This window comes from Bacillus sp. YBsi01 (genome assembly GCF_038406745.1).
In the GTDB taxonomy this organism is placed as follows: domain Bacteria; phylum Bacillota; class Bacilli; order Bacillales; family Bacillaceae; genus Bacillus; species Bacillus siamensis.
The window spans coordinates 1,645,199-1,669,592 of sequence record NZ_CP151679.1 but is presented as its reverse complement, the minus strand read 5'-3'; the positions used below and the strand labels follow the sequence as shown (position 1 = coordinate 1,669,592).

23 protein-coding genes and 2 pseudogenes are annotated in these 24,394 nt (G+C 45.9%); 20 read left to right on the top strand and 5 right to left on the bottom strand.

Annotated elements, in window-relative coordinates; genetic code table 11:
* Positions 1-6: 6 nt before the first annotated feature.
* From AADZ70_RS08290 to AADZ70_RS08265, 6 genes are all read left to right on the top strand, one after another.
* Positions 7-936: a peptidase U32 family protein gene (locus AADZ70_RS08290; protein ID WP_060965131.1), complete on the top strand. Its 930-nt coding sequence runs from the start codon at positions 7-9 to the stop codon at positions 934-936.
* Positions 937-953: 17 nt separating this feature from the next.
* Positions 954-2,222, top strand: a complete 1,269-nt coding sequence (locus tag AADZ70_RS08285) for a U32 family peptidase (RefSeq protein ID WP_016938837.1) — start codon at positions 954-956, stop codon at positions 2,220-2,222.
* Between the two features lie 5 nt (positions 2,223-2,227).
* Positions 2,228-2,863, top strand: a complete 636-nt coding sequence (udk, locus tag AADZ70_RS08280) for a uridine kinase (protein ID WP_016938838.1) — start codon at positions 2,228-2,230, stop codon at positions 2,861-2,863.
* 253 nt (positions 2,864-3,116) lie between these two features.
* Positions 3,117-3,590 (top strand): transcription elongation factor GreA, encoded by a 474-nt coding sequence (greA, locus tag AADZ70_RS08275; protein WP_014470754.1) that lies wholly within the window; start codon positions 3,117-3,119, stop codon positions 3,588-3,590.
* 52 nt (positions 3,591-3,642) lie between these two features.
* Entirely contained in the window at positions 3,643-5,397 is a 1,755-nt protein-coding gene (locus tag AADZ70_RS08270; protein WP_064777717.1) for a penicillin-binding protein 2, read from the top strand.
* Between the two features lie 63 nt (positions 5,398-5,460).
* Positions 5,461-6,156, top strand: a complete 696-nt coding sequence (locus AADZ70_RS08265) for a YrrS family protein (protein WP_016938840.1) — start codon at positions 5,461-5,463, stop codon at positions 6,154-6,156.
* Positions 6,157-6,195: 39 nt separating this feature from the next.
* On the opposite strand, the gene AADZ70_RS08260 is transcribed toward AADZ70_RS08265, so the two are convergent.
* Positions 6,196-6,399 (bottom strand): YrzA family protein, encoded by a 204-nt coding sequence (locus AADZ70_RS08260; protein ID WP_003152771.1) that lies wholly within the window; start codon positions 6,397-6,399, stop codon positions 6,196-6,198.
* 183 nt (positions 6,400-6,582) lie between these two features.
* Here AADZ70_RS08260 and AADZ70_RS08255 point away from each other — a divergent pair, with 183 nt between their 5' ends.
* From AADZ70_RS08255 to AADZ70_RS08245, 3 genes and pseudogenes are all read left to right on the top strand, one after another.
* On the top strand, positions 6,583-7,224 hold the full coding sequence (locus AADZ70_RS08255; protein WP_016938841.1) for a class I SAM-dependent methyltransferase: 642 nt from the start codon (positions 6,583-6,585) through the stop codon (positions 7,222-7,224).
* A gap of 20 nt (positions 7,225-7,244) precedes the next feature.
* The gene (gene mtnN / locus AADZ70_RS08250) at positions 7,245-7,940 is read left to right on the top strand and encodes a 5'-methylthioadenosine/S-adenosylhomocysteine nucleosidase (protein WP_003152774.1); all 696 of its coding nucleotides are present in this window, start codon (positions 7,245-7,247) and stop codon (positions 7,938-7,940) included.
* Between the two features lie 46 nt (positions 7,941-7,986).
* A pseudogene (locus AADZ70_RS08245) lies at positions 7,987-8,577 on the top strand (cysteine synthase family protein); the annotation flags it as partial.
* Between the two features lie 535 nt (positions 8,578-9,112).
* Here the strand turns inward: AADZ70_RS08245 and AADZ70_RS08240 are convergent.
* On the bottom strand, positions 9,113-9,340 hold the full coding sequence (locus AADZ70_RS08240) for a hypothetical protein (RefSeq protein WP_342007976.1): 228 nt from the start codon (positions 9,338-9,340) through the stop codon (positions 9,113-9,115).
* A gap of 36 nt (positions 9,341-9,376) precedes the next feature.
* On the opposite strand from AADZ70_RS08240, the pseudogene AADZ70_RS08235 reads away from it, so the two are divergent.
* Both AADZ70_RS08235 and AADZ70_RS08230 read left to right on the top strand, forming a co-directional pair.
* Positions 9,377-10,162: pseudogene (locus tag AADZ70_RS08235) on the top strand (PLP-dependent transferase); the annotation flags it as partial.
* Positions 10,163-10,245: 83 nt separating this feature from the next.
* Positions 10,246-10,476, top strand: coding sequence for a YrhC family protein (locus tag AADZ70_RS08230; RefSeq protein ID WP_007408222.1), 231 nt, complete (start codon positions 10,246-10,248; stop codon positions 10,474-10,476).
* 39 nt (positions 10,477-10,515) lie between these two features.
* Here AADZ70_RS08230 and AADZ70_RS08225 read toward each other — a convergent pair whose 3' ends face one another.
* Together AADZ70_RS08225 and fdhF are read right to left on the bottom strand one after the other, a co-directional pair.
* Positions 10,516-11,007 carry a DUF1641 domain-containing protein gene (locus tag AADZ70_RS08225; protein WP_342007975.1) on the bottom strand — a complete coding sequence of 164 codons (492 nt, stop codon included), beginning with the start codon at positions 11,005-11,007 and terminating at the stop codon, positions 10,516-10,518.
* Positions 11,008-11,024: 17 nt separating this feature from the next.
* Positions 11,025-13,967 carry a formate dehydrogenase subunit alpha gene (gene fdhF / locus AADZ70_RS08220; RefSeq protein ID WP_342007974.1) on the bottom strand — a complete coding sequence of 981 codons (2,943 nt, stop codon included), beginning with the start codon at positions 13,965-13,967 and terminating at the stop codon, positions 11,025-11,027.
* A gap of 305 nt (positions 13,968-14,272) precedes the next feature.
* Here fdhF and AADZ70_RS08215 point away from each other — a divergent pair, with 305 nt between their 5' ends.
* The 7 genes from AADZ70_RS08215 to AADZ70_RS08185 all read left to right on the top strand — a co-directional run bounded on the left by AADZ70_RS08215 (position 14,273) and on the right by AADZ70_RS08185 (position 21,240).
* Complete coding sequence (locus tag AADZ70_RS08215) at positions 14,273-14,641, top strand: DUF2294 domain-containing protein (RefSeq protein WP_016938847.1); 369 nt, start codon at positions 14,273-14,275, stop codon at positions 14,639-14,641.
* A gap of 265 nt (positions 14,642-14,906) precedes the next feature.
* Positions 14,907-15,707 (top strand): formate/nitrite transporter family protein, encoded by an 801-nt coding sequence (locus AADZ70_RS08210; protein WP_029575364.1) that lies wholly within the window; start codon positions 14,907-14,909, stop codon positions 15,705-15,707.
* Positions 15,708-16,097: 390 nt separating this feature from the next.
* A complete protein-coding gene (locus tag AADZ70_RS08205; RefSeq protein ID WP_016938849.1) occupies positions 16,098-16,238 on the top strand; it encodes a YrzI family small protein in 141 nt (46 codons plus the stop codon).
* Positions 16,239-16,411: 173 nt separating this feature from the next.
* Positions 16,412-16,567, top strand: a complete 156-nt coding sequence (locus tag AADZ70_RS08200; protein WP_162829238.1) for a hypothetical protein — start codon at positions 16,412-16,414, stop codon at positions 16,565-16,567.
* A 172-nt stretch (positions 16,568-16,739) separates the two neighbouring features.
* Entirely contained in the window at positions 16,740-17,279 is a 540-nt protein-coding gene (locus AADZ70_RS08195) for a methyltransferase domain-containing protein (RefSeq protein WP_016938850.1), read from the top strand.
* A gap of 205 nt (positions 17,280-17,484) precedes the next feature.
* On the top strand, positions 17,485-18,051 hold the full coding sequence (locus AADZ70_RS08190; protein WP_342007973.1) for a TetR/AcrR family transcriptional regulator: 567 nt from the start codon (positions 17,485-17,487) through the stop codon (positions 18,049-18,051).
* Positions 18,052-18,078: 27 nt separating this feature from the next.
* Complete coding sequence (locus tag AADZ70_RS08185) at positions 18,079-21,240, top strand: bifunctional cytochrome P450/NADPH--P450 reductase (RefSeq protein WP_342007972.1); 3,162 nt, start codon at positions 18,079-18,081, stop codon at positions 21,238-21,240.
* A 149-nt stretch (positions 21,241-21,389) separates the two neighbouring features.
* Here AADZ70_RS08185 and AADZ70_RS08180 read toward each other — a convergent pair whose 3' ends face one another.
* Positions 21,390-22,598: an MFS transporter gene (locus tag AADZ70_RS08180; RefSeq protein WP_049627078.1), complete on the bottom strand. Its 1,209-nt coding sequence runs from the start codon at positions 22,596-22,598 to the stop codon at positions 21,390-21,392.
* A 215-nt stretch (positions 22,599-22,813) separates the two neighbouring features.
* Here AADZ70_RS08180 and ybaK point away from each other — a divergent pair, with 215 nt between their 5' ends.
* Both ybaK and AADZ70_RS08170 read left to right on the top strand, forming a co-directional pair.
* Entirely contained in the window at positions 22,814-23,296 is a 483-nt protein-coding gene (ybaK, locus tag AADZ70_RS08175) for a Cys-tRNA(Pro) deacylase (RefSeq protein WP_049627077.1), read from the top strand.
* Between the two features lie 45 nt (positions 23,297-23,341).
* Entirely contained in the window at positions 23,342-24,259 is a 918-nt protein-coding gene (locus tag AADZ70_RS08170; protein ID WP_049627076.1) for an MBL fold metallo-hydrolase, read from the top strand.
* Positions 24,260-24,394 lie beyond the last annotated feature (135 nt).

The following is a 24,394-nucleotide window of genomic DNA, read 5'->3' as shown; positions in this document are numbered from 1 at the left end:
ATGATCATGAAAAAACCTGAACTTTTGGTGACTCCGACTTCCGTACAGGATATTCTTCCGCTCATTCAAGCGGGGGCAACGGCACTGTTAGTCGGAGAACAAAGATACGGCCTGAGACTGGCCGGGGAATTTTCAAGAGAAGATATTAAAGAAGCCGTAAAAACAGCTCATCAGGAAGGCGCGAAAGTGTACGCTGCCGTCAATGCTATTTTTCACAATGAAAAAGTGGACGAGCTGAACGGCTATCTTGCTTTTTTGCAGGAAGCCGGCGTGGATGCGGCTGTTTTCGGTGATCCGGCCGTTTTAATGGCGGCGCGTGAAGCGGCTCCCGGGCTCAAACTGCACTGGAGCACGGAAACAACGGGAACCAACTACTATTCCTGCAATTACTGGGGACGCAAAGGCGCACGGCGCGCAGTGCTGGCTAAAGAATTAAATATGGACAGCGTCATTGACATAAAAGAAAACGCCGAAGTGGAAATTGAAATTCAAATCCACGGTATGACATGCATGTTCCAATCTAAGCGTTCATTAGTGGGCCATTACTTCGAATACCAAGGAAAAGTCATGGACATCGAACAGAAGAAAAAAGAAGCGGGCATGTTTCTGCATGACAAAGAACGGGGCAATAAATACCCGATTTTTGAAGACGAAAACGGCACGCACATCATGAGTCCGAACGATGTGTGCATGATTGATGAATTAGAGGATCTGATAGACGCCGGCATTGATTCTTTCAAAATCGACGGAGTGTTGAAGTCTCCTGAATACTTAACCGAAGTGACACGCATGTACAGAGAGGCAATCGATTTGTGCATCGAAAGCCGCGAGACATACGAAGAGAAAAAAGAGAGCTGGATAGAGCGGATTGAAAGCATTCAGCCTGTGAACAGAAGCATCGACACAGGATTCTTCTTTAAAGAAACGGTCTATTAAAAAGGAGGGTGCAACGGATGACAGCCGTAAATCAAACCATTTCCAAAGTCGTAAACGGAAAACGCGTCATTACGAAAAAACCTGAACTTCTTGCTCCGGCAGGAAACCTTGAAAAATTAAAAATTGCCGTTCATTACGGAGCGGACGCGGTTTTTATCGGAGGGCAGGAATACGGGCTCCGCTCTAATGCGGATAACTTTTCTATAGAAGAAATCGCAGAGGGCGTAGAATTTGCCAAAAAATACGGGGCGAAAATATATGTGACAACAAACATTTTCGCTCATAATGAAAATATGGACGGTCTGGAAGAATACTTAAAAGCGTTAGGAGACGCAAAAGTTGCCGGAATTATCGTCGCTGATCCGCTGATTATTGAAACATGCCGGAGAGTCGCCCCGGACGTAGAGATTCATCTCAGCACACAGCAGTCCCTTTCCAACTGGAAAGCGGTGCAGTTCTGGAAAGAAGAAGGTCTTGACCGCGTGGTGCTTGCCCGTGAAACGAGCGGACTGGAAATTAAAGAAATGAAGGAAAAGGTGGATATTGAAATCGAAACCTTTATCCATGGCGCCATGTGTATCGCTTATTCAGGCCGCTGCGTGCTGAGCAATCACATGACGGCCCGTGATTCCAACCGCGGCGGCTGCTGTCAGTCGTGCCGCTGGGATTATGACCTGTATCAGACAGACGGTGCAAACGCGGTCGCGCTCTATGACGAAGAAGACGCTCCGTTTGCGATGAGCCCGAAAGATTTAAAATTGATTGAATCCATACCGCAAATGATCGAGATGGGCATCGACAGTCTGAAAATTGAAGGCCGGATGAAATCGATTCATTACGTTGCGACGGTTGTCAGCGTGTATCGCAAAGTCATCGACGCATACTGCGCTGATCCTGAAAACTTCGTCATTCAAAAAGAATGGCTTGATGAGCTGGACAAATGTGCAAACCGGGATACTGCGCCTGCTTTCTTTGAAGGCACGCCCGGTTTTGAGGAGCAGATGTTCGGCGAACACGGAAAGAAAACAACATTTGATTTTGCCGGTCTCGTGCTCGCATATAACGAGGAAACTCAAATGGTGACGCTCCAGCAGCGCAATTTCTTTAAACAAGGTGACGAAGTTGAATTTTTCGGTCCTGAAATTGACAATTTCACATTCACCATCGGCACTATTTGGGACGAAGACGGAAACGAGCTTGATGCTGCCCGCCATCCCCTGCAAATCGTTACATTTAAAGTAGACAAAAAGATTTATCCGAGCAACATGATGAGAAAGGGGAAGTAATCCCAATGGGTAAGAGTCCTGTAGTTATAGGCATCGCCGGAGGTTCCGGATCAGGAAAAACAAGCGTCACCCGTTCCATTTACGAACAGTTTAAAGGACACTCGATTTTAATGATCCAGCAAGACCTTTATTATAAAGACCAAAGCCATCTTCCGTTTGAAGAAAGGCTCAACACAAACTATGATCATCCGCTCGCATTTGATAATGACTATTTAATCGAGCATATTCAAGAGCTTTTGAATTACCGGCCGATAGAAAAGCCGATTTATGATTATAAACTCCATACGCGTTCTGAGGAAACCATTCCGGTTGAGCCGAAGGATGTCATTATTTTGGAAGGCATTCTCGTTCTTGAAGATAAAAGGCTTCGCGACCTCATGGACATAAAACTTTATGTCGACACGGACGCGGATCTCCGTATCATCAGACGGATTATGAGAGATATTAACGAAAGAGGCCGTTCTATTGATTCTGTCATCGAGCAGTATGTATCCGTCGTCAGACCGATGCACAATCAGTTTGTTGAACCGACGAAACGCTACGCGGACATCATTATTCCGGAAGGCGGCCAAAACCACGTCGCGATTGATCTGATGGTCACGAAGATTCAAACGATCCTTGAACAAAATGCAATTTTGTAATACCATAGCATAGACATAAATAACTCAGACCATATTATGTATAGGCTGGAAGGGAATGAGACAGTTCCCTTCTTTCCCTGTTTATAAACCGAAACATTTGCAGAAAACACACATTCAGTTTAAGATAAACAGTACCTATATGGGAGAGAAGAACGAGGACTGCCCTGTGTTCTCATTCTTGATTTTTTCGTTTATGCTCTCATACATAATCACACGTTATTGTTGAGGGACAACCACCAAGGAGTGAAGGAACATGGCACAAGAAAAAGTTTTTCCGATGACTCAAGAAGGAAAACAAAAACTTGAACAAGAATTAGAGCAATTGAAAACGGTTAAACGTAAAGAAGTAGTAGAACGCATCAAAATCGCAAGAAGCTTCGGAGATCTGTCAGAGAACTCTGAGTATGATTCTGCAAAAGAAGAACAGGCATTTGTGGAAGGGCGCATCACGACGCTTGAAAATATGATCCGCAATGCGAAAATCATCGAGGACGACGGCGGTTCAAATGTTGTCGGTTTGGGAAAAACCGTATCATTCATCGAATTGCCTGACGGTGAAGAAGAATCTTACACGATCGTCGGAAGCGCTGAAGCTGATCCGTTTGAAGGGAAAATCTCAAACGACTCGCCGATTGCCAAAAGCCTGCTCGGCAGAAAAGTGGACGAAGAAGTTACTGTTCAGACGCCGGGCGGAGAAATGCTCGTGAAAATTGTGAAAATTTCATAAGATCCGTTTAACAATGAAACACCTCGTCCAAAATATGGATGAGGTGTTTTTTATGATCGTATCAAAAAGGCTGAAAACGGCCGTAATTTGTTTTCTGCTTGTGTTTTTCTTTTTGCTTGCCAGGCTGGCAGAAATTCAGCTGTTTTTTACAGAATCTTTTTCAAAATCTAATATTAATCTGATTCAGGAAAGCGTCAAGCAGCGGACTGAAGAAGTCCTTATTTCAGACGGACGCGGCTCTTTTCTTGATCGGAACGGCAAAGAGCTGACCGGAAAAAAGCAGCCTGCCGTCGTTCTGTTTCCCTTTCTCGTGACGCAGGATTGGCCGATTGACCGGGTATCCGCCATTCTCGGGATGAAACAGGATGAGCTCAGGCAGCTTCTCACGGAAGCGAAAAAACCGGTGGTCCTAAACAGCAGAAAAATAAAACATCTGACGAAACAATCCGTGTCAAATATCAATTCTTTGAAATATCCCGGCATTTACGGCGTATATATGAAAGACAGCAAAGAAACAAACATAGCCGCTCATCTGTTGGGCGCGACAAATCAGGACCCGGAGCTTTTGAAAAAGAAATATCCCGGCCGTAAGGAACTGCCGATCACGGCAAAAATCGGGACAAGCGGGATGGAACGGACGTTTGATGAGTTTTTGCTCGCGGATCAGGACACAAAACTTTTGTATCATGTCGACGGAAGGGGAAACCCTTTATTCGGAATGGACGTCAAATATACGGCAGAAGCAAACGCGTTTTATCCGCTGCAAGTCAAAACCTCCATCGACCGCAATATTCAAAATGCAATGGAAGATGTATTGAAAGACCGCGGGTTAAAAAAGGGGGGAGCCGTCCTTTTAGACATTGAAAAAAGCAGTGTGCTCGGAATGGTTTCAAAGCCTGACGCCGACATGTCAAAGCAGCAGACACTGCAAAATTACATGCTGACGCCGATTTATCCGGGATCTGTGTTTAAAACGGTGGTCGCCGCAGCCGCAATTGAACAAAATGAAGTGAAGCCGGGCACATCCTTTAACTGCAGTCTCAACCTGTACGGAGAGCCGGGTGACGACAAAGGCACGCTCAATTTTGGAGAAAGCTTTGCCCAAAGCTGCAATTATACGTTTACAAGCCTTGCGGAAAAATTGGTCAAAAAAGATGACTCCGCTATTGAAAACATGGCGGAAAAACTCGGTCTCACACAGCGGGCGGGCTGGGAAGGCAAGCTGTACCGGGAAGACGGATTCAGGCAGCTGTATAATGAAAAAAGCGGTGTCATTTGGGGAGATGCCAAAGACAAAACCGTCAAAAGAGCAGTAGCCCAGACGGCGATCGGACAGAAAAACGTGAAAGTCACCCCGCTTGAAGTCGCCAATATGATGGCGACGATCGCGCGCGGCGGCGAAAAAAAACAAGTCAAAATCGCGGACAAAATTGAATACAAAAACGGAACGACGATGGCGTCATTCAAAGATCAGCCGTTAAAGGGGAAAACGATCGATAAATATACGGCCCAGCAGCTTCAAAAAATTCTCAGAGAAGTCGTCACTTCACCGAAAGGAACCGGCAGGAGATTTCAGGATCTGCCGTATGCGGTGGCGGGAAAATCCGGAACGGCCCAGACGGGAATGTTTACAAAAGATAAACAGACGCTTTACAACAAATGGTTTGCGGGATACTTTCCCGCGGACAAGCCGAAATATGCTCTCGTTGTGCTGCACATGGACACGCCGGGAGATAAGGCTCTGACAAATACAGTGTTTTATGATATTGTTAAAAAGGTACATGAAAATGAAACAAATCAGACATAGAACAACCGCTCAGCCCATGTTAAAATATATGCTGAGCAAGAGGGATAAAGGAGTGCAGAATGATTGAGCAATAAACAATCTCGTTTTGAAAACCGTGATAAGCGCAGAAAAGCAAATTTAGTGCTTAACATTTTAATTGCTATCGTATCTATTCTTATTGTCGTCGTTGCAGTCAGCCTCTTCATCAACAGTCCGTCCAGCGACGTGAGCCAGAAGCAGGAAACCCCTGCATCAGGCAAGACGAAGCAGACCTCAGATGAAGACATAAAAGACAGCAAAAAAGATACGGCCTCAGACGATGACAAAAAAGATAAACAGGATAAGGACAAATCCGATTCATCTTCAGACTCTGACAGCAAAAAAGACGATGATTCATCAAAAAGTGATGACAGCAAAAAAGCCTCTGATTCAAGCGACCCTTTTAAAGGAGCAAAAATAACAGAGGGCGGCTCATCCAGCGATGTCGATAAAACAATTGTTAACTCAAAATGGAAACCAGTCGGCACAAAGCAGACGGGAGAACATGCGGCGACGTATGACTCAAGCTCCGAAGACTGGTCCGAAATGCTTGACGCCATCTCTTACGCAACCGGCGTGTCAAAAGATCACATGACAGTGCTGTGGCTCGGAAACAATGGAAGCCCGCAAGATGCGAAGGGTAAAGTTTTAGACAAAACGAACGGCAAAAAGTATCAGGTCACCATCACTTGGGAAGACAAAAAAGGCTGGAAGCCGACAAAAGTAGAAACCTTAAAATAACCGCAAAAAAGCAGCTGATTCTTCAGCTGCTTTTTTCTGTCATACGTCAGCTGAAAAATGCACCGACGCGCTGTAAAGGATTCTGCCGTCAACGGCCGTCACCTGATGGGATACAGAACGGACGCGAAGCATAATCGCCTGGTTGTTTTCAATCTGTACGTTTATTTTCTTTTCCAGCTCCTGCAAAGATGCCGCTTCAAAAAATTCTACTTTATCTTTTATTAAATCCAATTGAAAATTCATCAGTATAGATCCTCCTGATTTTTCTTCTGAGTCAATGAAAGTATAAGCCTTTCTGCTGTAATTGCGCAATAATCCCAAAGTATTTTAGTACCCTTTCGCTCTTTTTTGTGATAGGATAGGAACTGTTCCATGATTAATCCATACTATACTCATAGGAATTATAAATTATGGAGAGTGAAAAATATGGGCCGTGAATTTATTCCTTTATTTGAAGATTGGGCAGCGACTTATGACGCCACGGTGCACGGAGCTGACGAACAATATGCTGATGTTTTTAAAGGGTATGACAATATTCTTGACAGCATTGTCGCACTTTCGGGTTCTAACGTTTTAGAGTTCGGACCGGGCACAGGGAATTTAACGGCGAAATTAGCCGCCGCGAACAAAAAAGTGTTTGGTGTAGAACCGTCTCCGTCAATGAGAAAACTGGCAGCTGACAAGCTTTCTGACAGAGCTGTGTTCAGTGACGGGGATTTTCTGGAGTTTCCCGCTCCGCCTTTCCAAATAGATACCATCGTCAGCTCGTACGCATTTCATCATTTAACCGATGAAGAAAAGCAAGCGGCTGTAAAGCAATATGGCACAATCCTTCAGAAGCATGATAAAATAGTGTTTGCCGATACCGTCTTTAAAGATCATGAAGCATACGGGGAAGCCGTCAGAAAAGCAAACCGAAACGGCTATCACCAATTAGCGGACGATTTAAAGACGGAACATTATCCGACACTCGGGACAATGAAAAACATCTTTTCAGCTGAGGGATTTGCCGCAAGATTTACGCAGCAAAACGACTTTGTCTGGATAATGGAGGCGATTAAACGGTAAATCGAAGGGATTGTGTATAAATGAAACTGGCAGTCATCGGAGCAATGGAAGAAGAAGTTACGATTTTAAGAAGCAAACTGAAAGACGCAAAACAAGAAATGATCGCTCACTGTGAGTTTACGACGGGAAGCTATGAAGGCGTCGAAGTTATCTTGCTGAAATCAGGCATCGGAAAAGTCAACGCGGCGATCAGCACGACGCTTCTGCTTGACCGTTTCAAACCTGATTATGTGATTAACACAGGCTCAGCGGGCGGATTTCATCATACATTGAATGTAGGCGACGTCGTCATCTCAACAGATGTCCGCCATCATGACGTGGACGTGACGGCGTTTGACTATGAATACGGACAGGTGCCGGGTCTTCCGGCAGCATACAAGGCTGATGAAAAGCTGATCAGCATTACCGAGGAAGCGGTTTCTGAACTGAACGGCATTCAAGTCGCAAAAGGCACAATCGCTACTGGAGATTCTTTTATGAATGATCCGAAGCGGGTTGAAGACGTACGCGCCAAGTTTGCGGATTTGTACGCGGTTGAGATGGAAGCTGCAGCTGTCGCACAGGTGTGCCACCAGTTCAAAACGCCTTTTGTTGTCATCAGAGCTCTATCTGATATTGCCGGAAAAGAATCTGACGTTTCATTTGATAAATTTTTAGAACAGGCAGCCGTTCATTCAACTGAGCTTGTCCTGAATGTCATCAAACGAATTCACTAAGCGGGGGATTCTCGTTCTCCCCCGCTTTCAGGGGGAGGACACAATATTGAACGTGATAACAGATATTACAGAACTGATCGGACATACACCGCTGCTCCGTCTCAAGCATTTTGATATACCGGAGGGAACAGCGGTTTATGCTAAGCTTGAGATGATGAATCCGGGCGGCAGCATTAAAGACAGGCTGGGCGAGATGCTCATTGAAGATGCGCTTCACACGGGCAAGGTGAAACCGGGCGGCGTTATCATTGAAGCGACAGCCGGGAACACCGGAATCGGACTCGCTCTGTGCGCCAGAAAGCACCGGCTTCGCGCCGTTTTTTGCGTCCCGGAGCATTTCAGCAGAGAAAAGCAGCAGATTATGAAAGCGCTCGGAGCGGAGATTGTGCATACGCCGAGAGAAGAAGGCATGCAGGGAGCCATCCGAAAAGCGCTTGAGCTGGAGAGAGAGATTAATAATTCTTATGCCGTTCTGCAATTTAAAAACCGAGTAAATCCATTGACTTACTATAAAACACTCGGTCCCGAAATTTGGAACGCGCTCGGCGGCAATATCCACACCTTTGTCGCCGGAGCGGGTTCCGGCGGGACCTTTGCCGGCATGGCAGCTTATTTAAAAGAAAAAAATCCTGCCGTCCCCCCTTATAACTAATCCCCTTCCCTTTCCACCACCAATCCCTTCTTCTCCCCCTCATCCCAACACACACTCATTCCCTTACATTTAAACACCCTTCAACAAATTCCTCTCTCCCAAAAATTCACCTCCCAAACCCCTTATTTCCTCCTACCTTTTCTAAAACCAATACCTCTCCTCTTCTCTCATCCTTCCAAAACCACTTCCTCATACCTTTCACACAAATCTCTCATTCCTACCTCTCCCCCTCTCCCTCACCTTCACCCACACTACCCCAAAACCCTCATTTCCTCCTCACTAACACACCTCCCCCCCAAAAACCCCATTCTTACCTACCTCATCCTCCCCCCCCTCATCATTATCATTCTTTCCAACTTTCATTCATCACCTCCCTCTCTTAAACTAACCCCTCAACACCTACCTCCTACCTCCTCTCCTCTTTCCTCTCCCCTTTCACATACAACCCCTCCTTCCCCCACCTCCTCTCCTTCACCCCAATCAATAAAACAACCTTCTCAATCCTCTTCTCTTTTTCACATCAAACCTTACCTTCATTCCATCCCTCCAAGCATCCTAACATAATCATAAATCCCTCCTTCTCTCCAATAACAAAATATTCATCATAAACCTTCTTCCCAAACTTTATCATCACTTTATCATCCCCTACTTCCAATCCTCTTACAAATAAAAACAAACAAAAAAACCCCCCAACCCCCCCCCCCCCCCCCCCCCCCCCCCAAATTTTTTTTTTTTTTTTTTTTTCCACCCCCCCCCCCCCCCCCCCCCCCCCCCCCCCTTCTACGATACGAGCAGCAAAGAAAAAGTCCAAAAAGCCATCCGTCCGAATACGAAAGCGATTTATATCGAAACGCCGACAAACCCGCTTTTGAAAGTGACTGACCTCAAACTGATGTCTGACATCGCAAAAGAAGCGGGCGTATTTCTTATCGTCGATAATACGTTTTACACGCCGTATTTCCAGCAGCCGCTCAGCTTCGGCGCTGACATCGTGCTGCACAGCGCGACAAAATATCTCGGCGGCCACAGCGATGTCGTCGGCGGCTTAGTCGTGACGGCTGATAAAGAGCTCGGTGAAAAGCTTCATTACGTGCAAAACTCAACAGGCGGCGTTTTAGGACCGCAGGATTCATGGCTTTTAATGAGAGGCATTAAAACACTGGGACTCAGAATGGATGCCATCAATCACAGCGCCGGAAAAATCGCCGAGCTGCTTGAAGCGCATGATGCCGTTCAGACGCTCTACTATCCGGGATCAGCGAAGCATCCGGGCCATGAGCTGACAAAAGCGCAAAGCTCCGGTTTCGGCGGAATGATTTCCTTTGATATCGGCAGCAGCGAACGCGTCGACGCATTTTTAGAAAAATTGAACCTGTTTACGATCGCGGAAAGCTTAGGAGCGGTTGAAAGCTTAATCTCCGTGCCGTCCAGAATGACGCATGCTTCAATCCCGCGCGACCGCCGGCTTGCACTTGGCATAACAGACGGGCTCGTCCGGATCTCAGTCGGTATTGAGGATACTGAGGATTTAACGGCGGATGTGAAACAGGCGCTTGATTCACTTTTATAAAGATTGGATAGATTTACATTCTCTGTCGGCTGCCAGCTTATATTATAATGTTGTTAGACTATAAAACTGGCAGGTGACCTTATATGGAGAAGAAAAGACTGAAATCATTAATAGAAGATTTTAAGCATTACGCATTTATTCTGCTTGCAGTCAGCACCTTCATTTATATCGGCGCGGTTCTTCCCGGACAAGGGCTGACGGCGGGCCAGAAAATGCTGATGTTTGTAACGGATTGTGTATTTTTAGCGGGCGCTTATTTCTGCGTGGACCGTTCACTTATTTATAAAAAGAGGCTGGAAGAAGCCGAGGAATAAAAAAAAGCCATTGTCAAAAGACAATGGCTTTTTCGTTGCTTACTCAGACGGCGTTTCTCGTAATTCTTTTCCCATTCCTTTTAAAAACTGCAGACCGAAGCCGAGCGCGCGGTTAATATCGGGATCACCGGCGGCTTTCATCAGTTCAAACATACTGACTTTCCGGTCTTCTTTTAAAAAGCTTTGCGCCTGATCCGTTCCGGCCATGACGCTTTCTAAAAGTTTGCCCATAAATTCAGGATCAGCTTTTGACAGCGCGCCTCCCGCTGCCATCATCGTATTCAGGAGATTTGTGACAGGTTCCCGGGAAATCTGTCCGAGCGCGATTTTCGCAATTTCCTCTTTCGCCTGGAGCATATAGCCGGCGGCATCAAAAATGCCCAAGCCATTCAGCTCCGTCATAATAGACATCGTTTTCGCGACGGCTTCTTCATTTTCTGCGAGAAGCGTTTTCAGTTCTTCCAGCTTTTCTGCTTTCAGCTGTTCCTCCGTTTTCGTTTCTTTTTGAATTTCAGTAATTGGGCTTGCCATAATGCTTCCTCCTTTCCTTAATCCGTTAAGTGCACATAACCCGGACGGTTCCATTTTCGCTGAGCTTCCACACCATTTTGCGGATGACGTTTTTTGTTCCGCGGATTCGTTTTCGGAAGCGGCGGAGTATCACAGGAACCGAGCACTTCCATGCGGACTTTTGTCTGCTTATAGGCAGGCGTATGTGTCCGTGAATCATACGCTGGCCCGGTCAGGAAATTAATCGCCGAATCTTTATCTGTAGAGTTCATCGGCAGATAAAGCTCATTTGCGCGGACGCGGTCTGTTACAAGCGCGTTCAATTTAACCGCTCCAAAAGGAGAGACGAGGCGGATCATTGTTCCGTCGCAAATTCCGCGTTCAGCCGCGAGCTCCGGCGATACTTCAACAAATACGCCCGGCACTTTAGACTGAATGCCTTTCGATTTGTTTGTCATATTTCCTTCGTGGAAATGTTCAAGCATCCGCCCGTTATTAATGTGCAAGTCATATTCTTCAGGGAATACGGCAGGCTCCACCCAATCGCTAAGGGCAAAACGGGCTTTTTTGTCAGGGAAGTTAAAGCCGTCTTCATAAAGAAGCGGAGTGCTTTCTCCCGTAAAGCTTCCCCACAGGAAGCTGTTCCAGCCGGTAAGTACGTCATAGCTGGCTTTTCCGAACAGCGGAGAAAGGCTCGCCATTTCTGAGAAAATATCGCTTGGATGCGTGTAATTCCAATCAGCGCCTAAACGATTGGCGACTTCCTGAATAATCCACCAGTCCGGTTTTGCATCACCAAGCGTCGGAAGCGCCTGATACAATCTTTGCACACGCCGCTCTGTGTTTGTAAATGTTCCGTCTTTTTCAAGAGAAGGAACCGCAGGCAGGATGACATCCGCGTATTGCGCCGTTCTTGAAAGGAAAATATCCTGCACAACAAAGAAATCAAGGCTGGATAAAATGTCATGAACATGGTTGGCGTTTGAATCGACGAGCGCCATGTCTTCACCGACAAGATACATCGCCTTCATCTTTCCTTCTTCAATCGCATGGAGCATTTCAATATTATCAAGACCCGGCTTGCCGTCAATCTCGACACCGTAAGCTTTTTCGAATTTAGCACGGGCCGCATCATCGGTAATATGCTGATATCCCGGAAGCCAGCCCGGGAGAGTTCCCATATCGCAAGCGCCTTGAACGTTATTATGTCCCCGCAGCGGATAAGCTCCGGCACCCGGGCGGCGGTAGTTCCCTGTGGCTAGCAACAGATTGGAAATCGCCGCTGATGTATCAGAGCCGCCTGTATTTTGAGTAACGCCCATGCCCCAAAGAACACAAGTGCCGTCTGCATCACGAATCATTTCGGCAATGCGGATGATCGTATCCTGAGATAGTCCGGTGATGCGCTCCGCATAGTCTAATGTATACTTTTTCAGCGTTTCTTTATAATCTTCAAAGTAGTTGACATTCTCATCAATAAACGCTTGATCGTGCCAGTCCTGGTCAATCATATATTTCGTCACTGCCATGAGCCATACTTGGTCAGTCCCTTGTTTCGGGCTGATAAAGAGGTCGGACCGTTCAGCCATTTCATTTCTGCGCAGATCGGCAACAATTAATTTTTGTCCGTGCAGCTTATGCGCGCGTTTCACGCGTGTGGCCAGAACGGGATGTCCTTCCGCCGGATTGGCGCCGACGATGAGCACGAGGCCCGCTTTTGCAATATCTTTAATTGTGCCGGCGTCTCCGCCCATACCGACGGTGCGGAATAAGCCGTCCGTTGCCGGTGACTGGCAGTAGCGTGAGCAGTTATCCACGTTGTTGGTTTCAAATACTTGGCGCGCTAATTTTTGGATGACGTAGTTGTCTTCATTCGTAATTTTAGAAGAAGAAATAAAACCGACAGAACCGCTGCCGTGCTCGGCCTTGATCGAACCGAGTCTTGAAGCGACAAGATCAAGGGCTTCTTCCCATGACGATTCAACAAATGCGCCGTTTTTCCGGATGAGCGGTTTTGTAATCCGTTCTTCCGAATTCACGAAGTCCCAGCCGAATTTCCCTTTGACACAAGTGGAAATCGCATTAACCGGAGCATCGGAAACAGGCTGAATTTTCAGGATGTCACGTCCTTTTGTCCATACTTCAAAAGAGCATCCGACACCGCAGAACGTGCAGACTGTTTTTGTTTTTTTCGTCCGTTTATCGCGCATAGCCGCTTCCACTTCTGACACAGCGAAGATGCTTGTATAGTCGGGTTCCACATTTTTGACTAAATCAATCATCGGCTCCATGACATCTTCTTTGATGCCGGTCATAAATCCGGCCTGGCCGAGCATTGATTTTTCCATCAGTGCGTTACAAGGGCAGACAGTGACACACTGGCCGCAGCTGACACAGGAAGATTCATTAATGGCGACGCCTTCGTCCCAAATGACCCGCGGGCGGTCGCGCTCCCAATCAATGGAAAGGGTCTCATTCACCTGAAGGTTTTGGCACACTTCCACACATTGGCCGCAGGCGATACATTGATTCGGATCATAGCGGTAAAATGGGTGAGACATATCCACCGCGCACTTTGAATCGTCTTTCGGCGTATACGGATATTTCTGGTGCTCAATTCCCATCATTTCCGCTGTATTATGCAGCGTGCAGTTTCCGTTGTTGTTATCGCATACTGTACAGTAAAGCAGATGATTCTCGAGCAGGCGGTCCATGGCCTCTGTCTGAGCCTCTTTTACCCTTCCCGACGTAAGCGAGATTGACATTCCGTTTTCTGCTGCGGTGGAACAAGAGCGCTGCAATTTTCCGTTTACTTCAACAATACAGGTGTCGCATGTTTGAATCGGATCCACTTCCGGTACATGGCATATTTGCGGAATCTCAATTCCGTTTTGATTTAAAACATCTAAAATTTTAGTCCCCTCTGGTGCTTCATACTCCGTGCCGTCGATTGTGACACGGATAGACTGAACGTCTGTCACTTCCAATTCCCCTCCATCTTTTAAAATCGAAAAAAGCCATGCACATAGATACCGGCCTCCTGTGCAGAGATCGGTATAAATACGCATGGCGGAATAGTTCACTAGCAAGTCTTACTAACAGACCAATCCTATCTGTATAAAACGATAGACTCATAACACGTTTCCTATTACGAATCCATCTTCACTGCTTTTATTATAAGGTGATATTTATTATAATACAATACGAAAGGAAAACTTTAACCAGGTGAAATGCTGCAAAGGGGAACCGGGAATGTCTTTCATAGGCTGAAATCGGAGGGGACAATATGTCTAAAAAAATCCATGAATTTAACGATATTATTCGGAAATTGCGCAAAGAATTATTTGGAAAAGGGCCGGAACGAATTCACACCGTTTTTGTGGATAACATGGCGGTATCTACGCTTTACGGCAATTTAAGCGCAAGTGAGCAGTTTATCGCACGCACCCCTGAAGGAAGAGAAATGGTTCACGCGGCGCGGACCAGCTTAATTCAGGAGCTGTATTCCAAACAAACGCCTGAAGGAATGGAAGAGCTTATCGGGGCAAAACTCGTGCATCTGTTTTCAGACATCAAGATCGAAGAGAATATTGCGGTGTCTGTATTTGTATTTGACCGAACAATTGAAGAGCGCCGTGAAGAAATCAAAAGCTGAAAAAAATTCAATTGACACGAAATTGTCACATTTGATATGATATGAACTGCCAGCAGGGGCTTAAGGACGATTTTTTATGGAATGTGTGCATGAGCTGTACATGTTCTATAGCTAACATTTTCATTCTGCTTGATATTGTTGTATGGGTATGCATACAAGTTAGGCAGCATTCAAACCCGTTTCAGACGGGCTGTTTGAATGCTGCCTTTTTTATTAAGTTCCTTTTGAAAACTGCCGGATGAATTGATAATGGAGGGGTTTAATGATGGCTTTTCGTAAACCGGACGAAATAGCGGAGCTTGCGGTCGAATCAGGGGTAAAAAAGGTGCAATCACCGCTTTCAGCACTGATCGTATTAGGATTTTTAGGAGGAGCGTTTATCGCACTCGGTTATTTGCTTGATATCCGTGTCATCGGAGATCTTCCGAAAGAATGGGGCAGCCTGTCAAGTTTAATCGGCGCGGCCGTGTTTCCCGTCGGACTGGTGCTTGTCGTTCTTGCCGGCGCGGAGCTGATTACGGGAAATATGATGTCAGTATCCATGGCGCTGTTTTCCAGAAGAATATCCGCCGGTTCTTTAGTGAAAAATTGGATGATCGTGACGTTAATGAATCTTGTCGGCGCGCTGTTTGTCGCTTACTTTTTCGGACATGTTGTCGGATTAACTGAAACGGGGCCGTATTTGGAAAAAACGATTGCGGTCGCACAAGGCAAATTGGATATGCCGTTTGGAAAAGTCATTGTGTCGGCGATCGGCTGCAACTGGCTTGTCTGTTTAGCCGTCTGGCTTTCTTTCGGGGCAGAAGACGGAGCCGGTAAAATCGCGGGTATATGGTTTCCGATTATGGCGTTTGTCGCAATCGGTTTTCAGCACGTTGTCGCCAATATGTTTATCATCCCGGCTGCGATTTTTGCAGGCTCTTTTTCATGGGGGGATCTGATTCTTAATCTCATTCCGGCTTTTATCGGGAATGTGATCGGCGGCGCAGTGTTTGTCGGCCTTATTTATTTTATTGCATATTCAAAAAAGGAACAGAATAAACAAGGGATGAAAAGAGTTTCCTGAGGTAAGAAAGATGCCGGAAAACATGGACAATTGAAGCGGAATTCCAGCACAATTTCCGTCCAAATCTTGAAAATAATGTTTACAAATTGGAAGACGGTGGATATACTTACAAAGTAAGAAAAAAAGCAAAGGGAGGTTGAGTCAAATGACAACGTTAAACGGCAAGCCAAACCGAAAATTGAATCGATTCAGCCTGTGGAAGAGTTCGTGTCCTTCCTTAACCTCTGCCTGTTAAGCACGTTAATTTCGGAGTATTAGGACATTCGCAGCTCCCCGCAGGGAAAGAAGCACCGGCTTCTTTTGTCTGCGGATTTTGTCTGCCCGCAGCACATATGAAGTTGGCTGCGGGTTATTTTCGCTTGTGCGGATATTGAAAGGGGGTGAGCGATAATGACCATTAATCTCTTCTTTTTGACACTGACCATTTCAAAGCGTTTTAAAAGTGCTGAAGAATATGAACGAGAACAGCAGGTCGAAGAGTTTTACAATGAAGCGAAAGAACGCCAGATGAAACATTTTTATATGAACTGAGTGAACAAAAAGAGCCAAAATGGGGAAGAAGGAGGAGATCATCATGTTCAGAATTGAACTGCTGAATCATTACACAATGGAGAAGGACCAGGTTTAGCTGGAATTTTGCTGTCACCGCGCAGACGGCCTGCATACCATGGTAAAGAAAGATAAATCGGTAAGCGGGTGATAGCATGCAGAGCGGGCAGAACAAAATTCCATCTATCGGACACGGGTATGCGTCAATGCCCCATTCATTTAAACACGGCTACGGCAACCCGTATCGCCGTCAGAGAATGGCGGCGCTTTCCCGGCAGACAAGATATATAACACCGTATTATTGGTATTAGAGCAGGCGGAAAACCTACGTTTTCCGTCTTTTTTTTATGAAAACTGATATAAATTTCAATGAAATCGAAACATTTATGAAGAGAAGTGCGTCTAATCAGCACCTCGTACTAATAGGAGGTAATATTATTTCTGAATAATAAATCTCAGAAATAGAAAAGCGGGTGTTATACAATGTTGCAACATACATCTTCAGCATTAAAACGAATGCGCGCGAAATACTTTGCTACATCAGAACCGGCACAACCAGTCATTCGGCAAATTATGATGGATATACAGGAATACGACCGCATTCTGGAAATTGGAACCGGAAACGGCTCAATGTTTAAACAAATCATCGGACAGCTTGAAAAGGGCAGTCTTAAAAGCATAGAAACATCAAAACGTAAAATACGGAAAACACAGCGCGCAAACCGTTCGGCCATAAAGGCCGGACTCGGAAACATTCAGCATGGGCGGCCTGAAAGCATTCCGTTCGACGACCGCAGCTTTCATAAAGTCTTCTCGTTACATACTGCTGAAACGGTCAGCGATTACCGGACAGCATGTAAAGAAGTGTACCGCGTGCTTCAAATTGACGGGTCCTTTTATATGGTTTTGAAGCCTTCACGAATGAGCGAAAATGATGTAATTCAGGTGCTGCGTGATCAGCATTTCAGAGACATTTCAGTTGTCAGCAGAGATGCATTCCATTTTATTACTGCCATTAAATAGAATATTTCTTGGGAAATAAAAGAGCTGCTTAAGTCATGGCAGCTCTTTTTTATAATTTGGGCATATTTCCTTATTTTTGGCTATTTCACACATGTTTTATATTAAAAAAAGTTTTTTTCTTATACAATAATGATCAGATGACCGTACATTAAAAATTTTGAACAAACGGAATGAATATTCATTCCGTATTTAAAAGGGGGATTAGATGACAGCTTCAAACAAAGTTGAACTCATTATGAAAGCGTCGCTTACTTTGTTTACAGAGAGAGGATTTGACGCAACGACGATCCCGATGATTGCCGCTCAGGCGGATGTCGGAACCGGAACAATTTACCGTTACTTTGACAGTAAAGAAACGCTTGTTAATGTGCTGTATCAGGAAAGTGCGCAGCGTTTTATGAAAAAAGTCAAAACTGATTTTCCGAAAATATCTGTAAGAGAAGGGTTCCATCACCTTTTTTATTGCCTGATTGATTTTACAAAGGAAAGCGAGTATGCATTGTTTTTTCTTGAAACGAATAAGGACGCCTACTTTCTGAATGAAACGAGCCGTAAGCTTCTTGATGAAATCACACAGATGCTTGACGTCTTTTTTCAGCGCGGCAAGTCTGAAGGCGTGCTCCGGAATCTGCCGTCCGATGTGCTGATGGCGATTTTGCTGGGGGCATATCTCAAACTCTATCAGCTTGTCCGGACGGGAAGCGTTGAAATCACAAAACCGTTTCTGAAAGAATTGGAGCAATGTTCTTGGGACGCCATCCGAACTCATTAATTATTCGCCGAAGGAAGGAAGATCGATATGAAACAGCTAAACGCTATACCGCAGCCGAAAACATACGGACCACTGAAAAATCTCCCTCACTTGGAAAAAGAAAAACTTTCACAATCGCTTTGGAAAATTGCCGAAGAATACGGCCCGATCTTTCGTTTTGAATTTCCGAGCTCTGTCGGGGTTTTTGTATCAGGCCGTGAACTTGCGGCAGAAGTCTGTGATGAAAAGCGATTTGACAAAAACCTCAGCAAAGCCTTGCTCAAAGTTCGTGAATTTGGCGGTGACGGATTATTTACGAGCTGGACAAACGAAAAGAATTGGCAGAAAGCGCATCGGATTTTACTGCCGAGTTTCAGCCAGAAAGCAATGAAAGGCTATCACTCAATGATGCTTGATATTGCCATGCAGCTCGTGCAGAAGTGGAGCAGATTAAATCCGAACGAAGAAATTGACGTCGCTGAAGATATGACGCGCCTGACGCTGGATACAATCGGTCTGTGCGGATTTCATTACCGCTTTAACAGCTTTTACCGCGATACACAGCACCCTTTTATCACGAGCATGCTTCGTGCGCTGCAGGAGGCAATGCGCCAATCACAAAGACACAGTCTGCAGGACAAGCTGATGATCAAAACGAGGCATCAGTTCCAGCAGGATATTGAAGTGATGAATGAACTCGTAGACCGGATTATTGCTGAGCGGAGGGAAAATCCGGATGAGAATCTGTCTGACCTTTTATCATTGATGCTTGAAGCGAAAGATCCTGTAACGGGTGAAAGGCTGGATGATGAAAATATCCGCTATCAAATCATTACTTTTTTGATCGCTGGGCATGAAACCACAAGCGGACTGCTTTCATTCGCGATTTACTGCCTGCTGAAAAATAAAGATAAATTGGAAAAAGCCGTTGAGGAAGCCGAACGGGTGCTGACGGGAGAGACACCTGAATATAAGCAGATTCAGCAGCTGACATATATCCGCATGGTGTTAAACGAAACATTGCGGCTTTATCCGACTGCCCCGGCATTTTCCCTGTACGCGAAGGAAGATACCGTTCTCGGCGGAAAATATCCGATTGAGAAAGGACAGCCGGTCACGATTCTGACTCCGCAGCTGCACCGGGATAAAAGCGCGTGGGGAGAAGATGCCGAGTTATTCCGCCCGGAAAGGTTCAGTGATCCCGCGGCAATTCCGGCCGATGCGTATAAGCCGTTCGGAAACGGACAGCGCGCATGCATCGGGATGCAGTTTGCTCTTCAGGAAGCGACAATGGTGCTCGGGCTTGTCCTTAAACACTTTGAACTGATTGATCACACGGATTATGAGCTTACGATTAAAGAAGCTTTAACCATTAAGCCCGGTGATTTTAAAATCCGTGTGAAAAACAAGGACGTGTCCAATCAGCAGCCCGCACAGAACCATAAAGCTGAAAACAGCGGTCACAAAGAAGAAACGGAAGAAATACCGTCTCACGGAACTCCGCTTCTCATTCTTTACGGATCAAATTTAGGAACTGCGGAAGGAATCGCGGAAGAGCTGGCTGACATCGGCAGAAGCAAAGGTTTTTCAACTGAAACCGGCCCGCTCGATGATTATGCCGGGAAATTGCCTGTAAAAGGCGCTGTCGTTATTGTTACGGCTTCTTACAACGGAGCGCCGCCTGATAATGCGGCGGGTTTTGTGAAATGGATGGAAACCCTTGAAGACCAGGAATTAAAGGGTGTTTCTTACGCCGTCTTCGGCTGCGGAGACCGCAACTGGGCCGCCACTTACCAGAGGATCCCACGCCTTATAGACAAAGTGCTTGAAGAAAAAGGGGCAGCACGGCTGACCTCTCTCGGAGAGGGCGACAATGCCGATGATTTTGAGTACAGTCAGGAAGCTTGGGAAGACTCATTCTGGGAGGACATCATCAAGGCTTTTCATATAGAAGCCGCTCCAAAACAGCAGAATAAATCACAGTTATCAATAGAATACGTAAGTGAAGCAGCTGAAACGCCGATTGCCAAAACGTATAAAGCATTTGAGGCGGAAGTGATTACAAACAAAGAGCTTCATACCGAAAGCAGCAAGCGCTCAGTCCGGCATATTGAGCTGCGTCTTCCGGAAACAGAAACTTATCAGGAAGGAGACCATCTTGGGGTGCTTCCGCAAAACAGCGGGAAACTGATCAGCCGTGTTATTCGCCGGTTCGGTCTTGATCCGAATCAGCCCTTTAAGATCAAGGGGCGGCAGTTGCCTCATCTCCCAATGGACCGGGCAGTTAATGCGCCGGAGATTTTGGCGTCATATGTAGAGCTGCAGGAACCGGCAACGAGAGCCCAGCTTCGCGAACTCGCGGCTCATACCGTATGCCCGCCGCACCAAAAAGAATTGGAGCATCTTTATTCTGATGACGCGGCATATAAAGAAAACGTGCTGAAAAAACGAATGACCATGCTGGATCTGCTTGAAGAATATCCGGCTTGTGAACTGCCGTTTGCACGCTTTTTAGAACTTCTGCCGTCATTGAAGGCGCGCTATTATTCAATCTCAAGCTCACCGAAGGCAAAAAGCGGAGAGCTCAGTATCACAGTCGGCGTTGTGACGGCTCCGGCGTGGAGCGGCCGTGGAGAATACCGGGGCGTGGCTTCGAACTATTTAGCCGGATTACAGAATGGCGATCATGCCGTATGTTTCATCCGCTCACCGCAGTCCGGTTTTTCACTGCCTGAAAATACGAAAACACCTCTCATTATGGTCGGGGCGGGCACCGGAATTGCGCCGTTCAGGGGCTTTATCCAGGCGCGGGCTGCCGAAAAAATGTCCGGTCACAGCCTGGGCGAAGCTCATTTATACTTCGGCTGCAGGCATCCTGAAGAAGACGATCTGTACAAAGATGAATTCGACCAGGCGGAGAAAAACGGTCTTGTGACCGTGCATCGGGCGTATTCCAGGTTAGATCAGGATTGTAAAGTATATGTACAGGATGTCCTGCTTCGCGAGGCTGCACAGATTATTGCGCTTCTTGACCAAGGCGGCCATCTCTATATATGCGGTGACGGAAGCAAAATGGCTCCGGCTGTGGAAAACGTACTGCTTCAGGCGTATGAAAATGTGCATAACACTGATTCAAAAGTTTCCTTGAATTGGCTTGAACAGCTGCAAGCGGAAGGAAGATATGCGAAAGATGTTTGGACAGGTGTGTAACAGAAGCGTGAGGCAAATGAAGAATGTTATTTAATTGAAGAAAGCCGGCACGATATTTGAAATCTACTGAATCAAAAGGAATAGTTATAGGGAGTATCGTGCCGGCCTTATTTTTATTATCGGACAAAAGACACAAATCTTTAATGTTTTTATTGATTTATATGCAGGCGGCTATGTTTTCTTTTTTTGAATTCCGCCATAAATAAAATCGGATAAGACAACACCAGCAAAGCCGAAATAAAAGAAATGATGCCGATCCAATGAAAATGCGTCCAAAAGAAACCGCCGCAAGACCCAGCCGCACTTGAACCGATATAATATGCAAGCAGATATAATGAAGAAGCTTGCGCGCGATGATCACCGGCTGCCCGGCCGACCCAGGCGCTTGCGATTGAATGTGCGCCGAAGAAGCCGAAGGTAAACACGGCAATGCCTGCAATTTTAAGGGCAAGCTGGGGCAAAAGTGTCACCGCTGCACCGGCCAGCATAATCAAAATCGCAATCTTAATCATTTTTGAGCTTCCGAAAAGGTCCGCTTTTTTCCCCATATAGACAGAGCTGAACGTTCCCGCGAGATAGACGATAAAAATAAAGCCGATCACAGTCTGCGACAAATGATAAGGAGCAGCCATTAGATGAAAACCGATATAGTTATATAAAGTGACAAAACTCCCCATTAATATAAACCCCAGAGAAATTAATAAAAGCAGCCGCTTGCGGTGTATGACCGCTCCATATTCTTTAAATGCCGCTTTTACGCCAGCATGCCGCTGAGATGAGTGGCGCGGAGCCGGAAGAAAACGCCAAAACAAATAGCTTAATATTATAGAAAGAATACCGATGATGGCAAGCGCCGGCCGCCAGCCGAATAAATCGGTCAGAAGCCCAGTTAACAGCCTCCCGCTCATTCCCCCGATGCTTGTGCCGCTGATATACAGGCCCATCATTTTCCCGAGGCCCTTCGGATCAAACTCCTCGCCTACATATGTCATAGCGACAGCCGGAACGCCTGCCAAAAAAATACCGAGCAGACCTCTCATCGCCAAAAGCGCCGGAAAAGCCGGACTGAACGCTGTTAATAGACCTAAAACAGAAGTGGCGGTTAGCGACAGCACCATCAATTTTTTTCTTCCGAATCCGTCAGATAACGAAGCGGCTGCCAATAATGAAAATGCCAAAACGGCTGTTGAGATGGATAAAGTTAAGCTGGCAGCCGCAGCAGAAATATGAAACTCTTCCGAAAACAAAGGCAAAAGCGGCTGTGTCGTGTAAAGCGTGGCAAATGTCACAAATCCGCTGATAAACAGAGCCAAGCTGGCCTTTCTGTACGCCTTTGTATGAGGCTGAATAAACGTCATGAATGTCCCTCTTTTCTCACTGTTGCTTATATATGTATCGTACGCTTTTCATTTCAATGTGTCTAATTTATAATAACTATGGAATTAATGCGTATAGGTTATGAAGGAAGGAGAGAAGCCGAAAATGAACTTTCATCATCAAATTGACAGCTTCATTGCAGCGGCTAAAATAGATCATATAAAACAGAAAGAAATACAGGTAACGGAGGAGCGTCATGGCGAAAAAAACAGTTAAAACAAATGCCGTCCGTATCATTGAACAGCAAAACATTTCCTATGAGCTATTAAGTTACAAAACAGATGGGGGACAGCCTGCAGACGGCCTTTCCGTTTCGGAGAAAATCGGATATCCCGCCGAAAATGTCTATAAAACGCTAGTAACATCGGCAGGAACAGAGCGTTATTACGTTTTTGTTGTTCCCGTTGCAAAGGAACTGAATCTGAAAAAGGCTGCAAAGGCAGCAGGTGAGAAGAAAATAGAAATGATTGCCATGAAGGACCTTTTGAGAATCACCGGCTATATGCGCGGAGGCTGTTCTCCGATCGGCATGAAAAAATGGTTTCCGACTTTTATTGATAAATCCGCCGAAACACTGGAGTTTATGATTGTCAGTGCGGGGAAAATCGGATTGCAGGTGAAACTAGCGCCTCAAGATTTAGCCGCAGTAAGCCGGGCATCCTTTACAGACATTGTATAAATGTCCGATGAATCGAACGAAATACACGTTTCAAGGGAGAATGATATGAGAAAAAGATACGAAAACTTGAATGGCGTGAAGAATGAACATGGATTCAGGGACATGTGGAAATGGATGAAGGAACGAAGAGAGAAAAGTAAAGACTTAAGCGAGAACATTCCGAAAGCGGCCGGCAGGGATGTTCATGATGTTGCCATCAATCGGACAAAAACGGCCATTACATGGATCGGCCATTCTTCATTTCTGATCCAAATACAAGGGCTTAACATGATCACCGACCCTGTATGGGCGCGGCGGATGGGGTTTCAAAAAAGGCTGACAGATCCCGGATACGAATTGAGCGAACTGCCTGAGATTGATGCCGTGCTCATTTCACACGGGCATTATGACCATCTTGATTTTCCGAGTATAAAAAAACTGAGAGGAAATCCGGATTTTTACGTGCCTGCAGGACTGAAAAAGCTGTTCATCAAAAAAGGCTGCAAAAAGGTATTTGAAATGAATTGGTGGGATCGTTTTGAGATGCGGGGAGTGAACATATCATTTGTGCCTGCCCAGCACTGGACACGGAGAACGCTTTGGGATACCGATACCTCCCACTGGGGAGGCTGGGTCATAGAAAGCGAAAACGGTGAATCCATCTATTTTGCAGGAGATACAGGCTATTTTGAAGGCTTCAAAGAAATCGGAGAAAGGTTTCATATTAAGGCGGCTCTGATGCCGATAGGCGCGTACGAACCGGAATGGTTTATGAAAGTGTCACATATCAATCCGGAAGATGCCGTGAAAGCGTTTTTGGAGCTGAAGGCTGACAGCTTCATTCCCATGCATTACGGGGCATTCCGGCTTGCTGATGATACAGGCCCGGAAGCATTAAGCAGACTGCACAGCGAATGGGACCGACTTGCATTACCTCCGGAAAAACTGAAAGCATTAGCGCTCGGAGAGACATTTTGGCTGTAACGAATAGAGAAGAAGTCATTTCCGAGACGAAAAACCGCTGTTCGGCTGTTTAAAGTTTCTGGTTCAGCCAAAGCTGTTTAACATATCGATTTTCCTGCCCCCCAGTTCTCTTGCTGGGGGTATTTTGCATGAGTG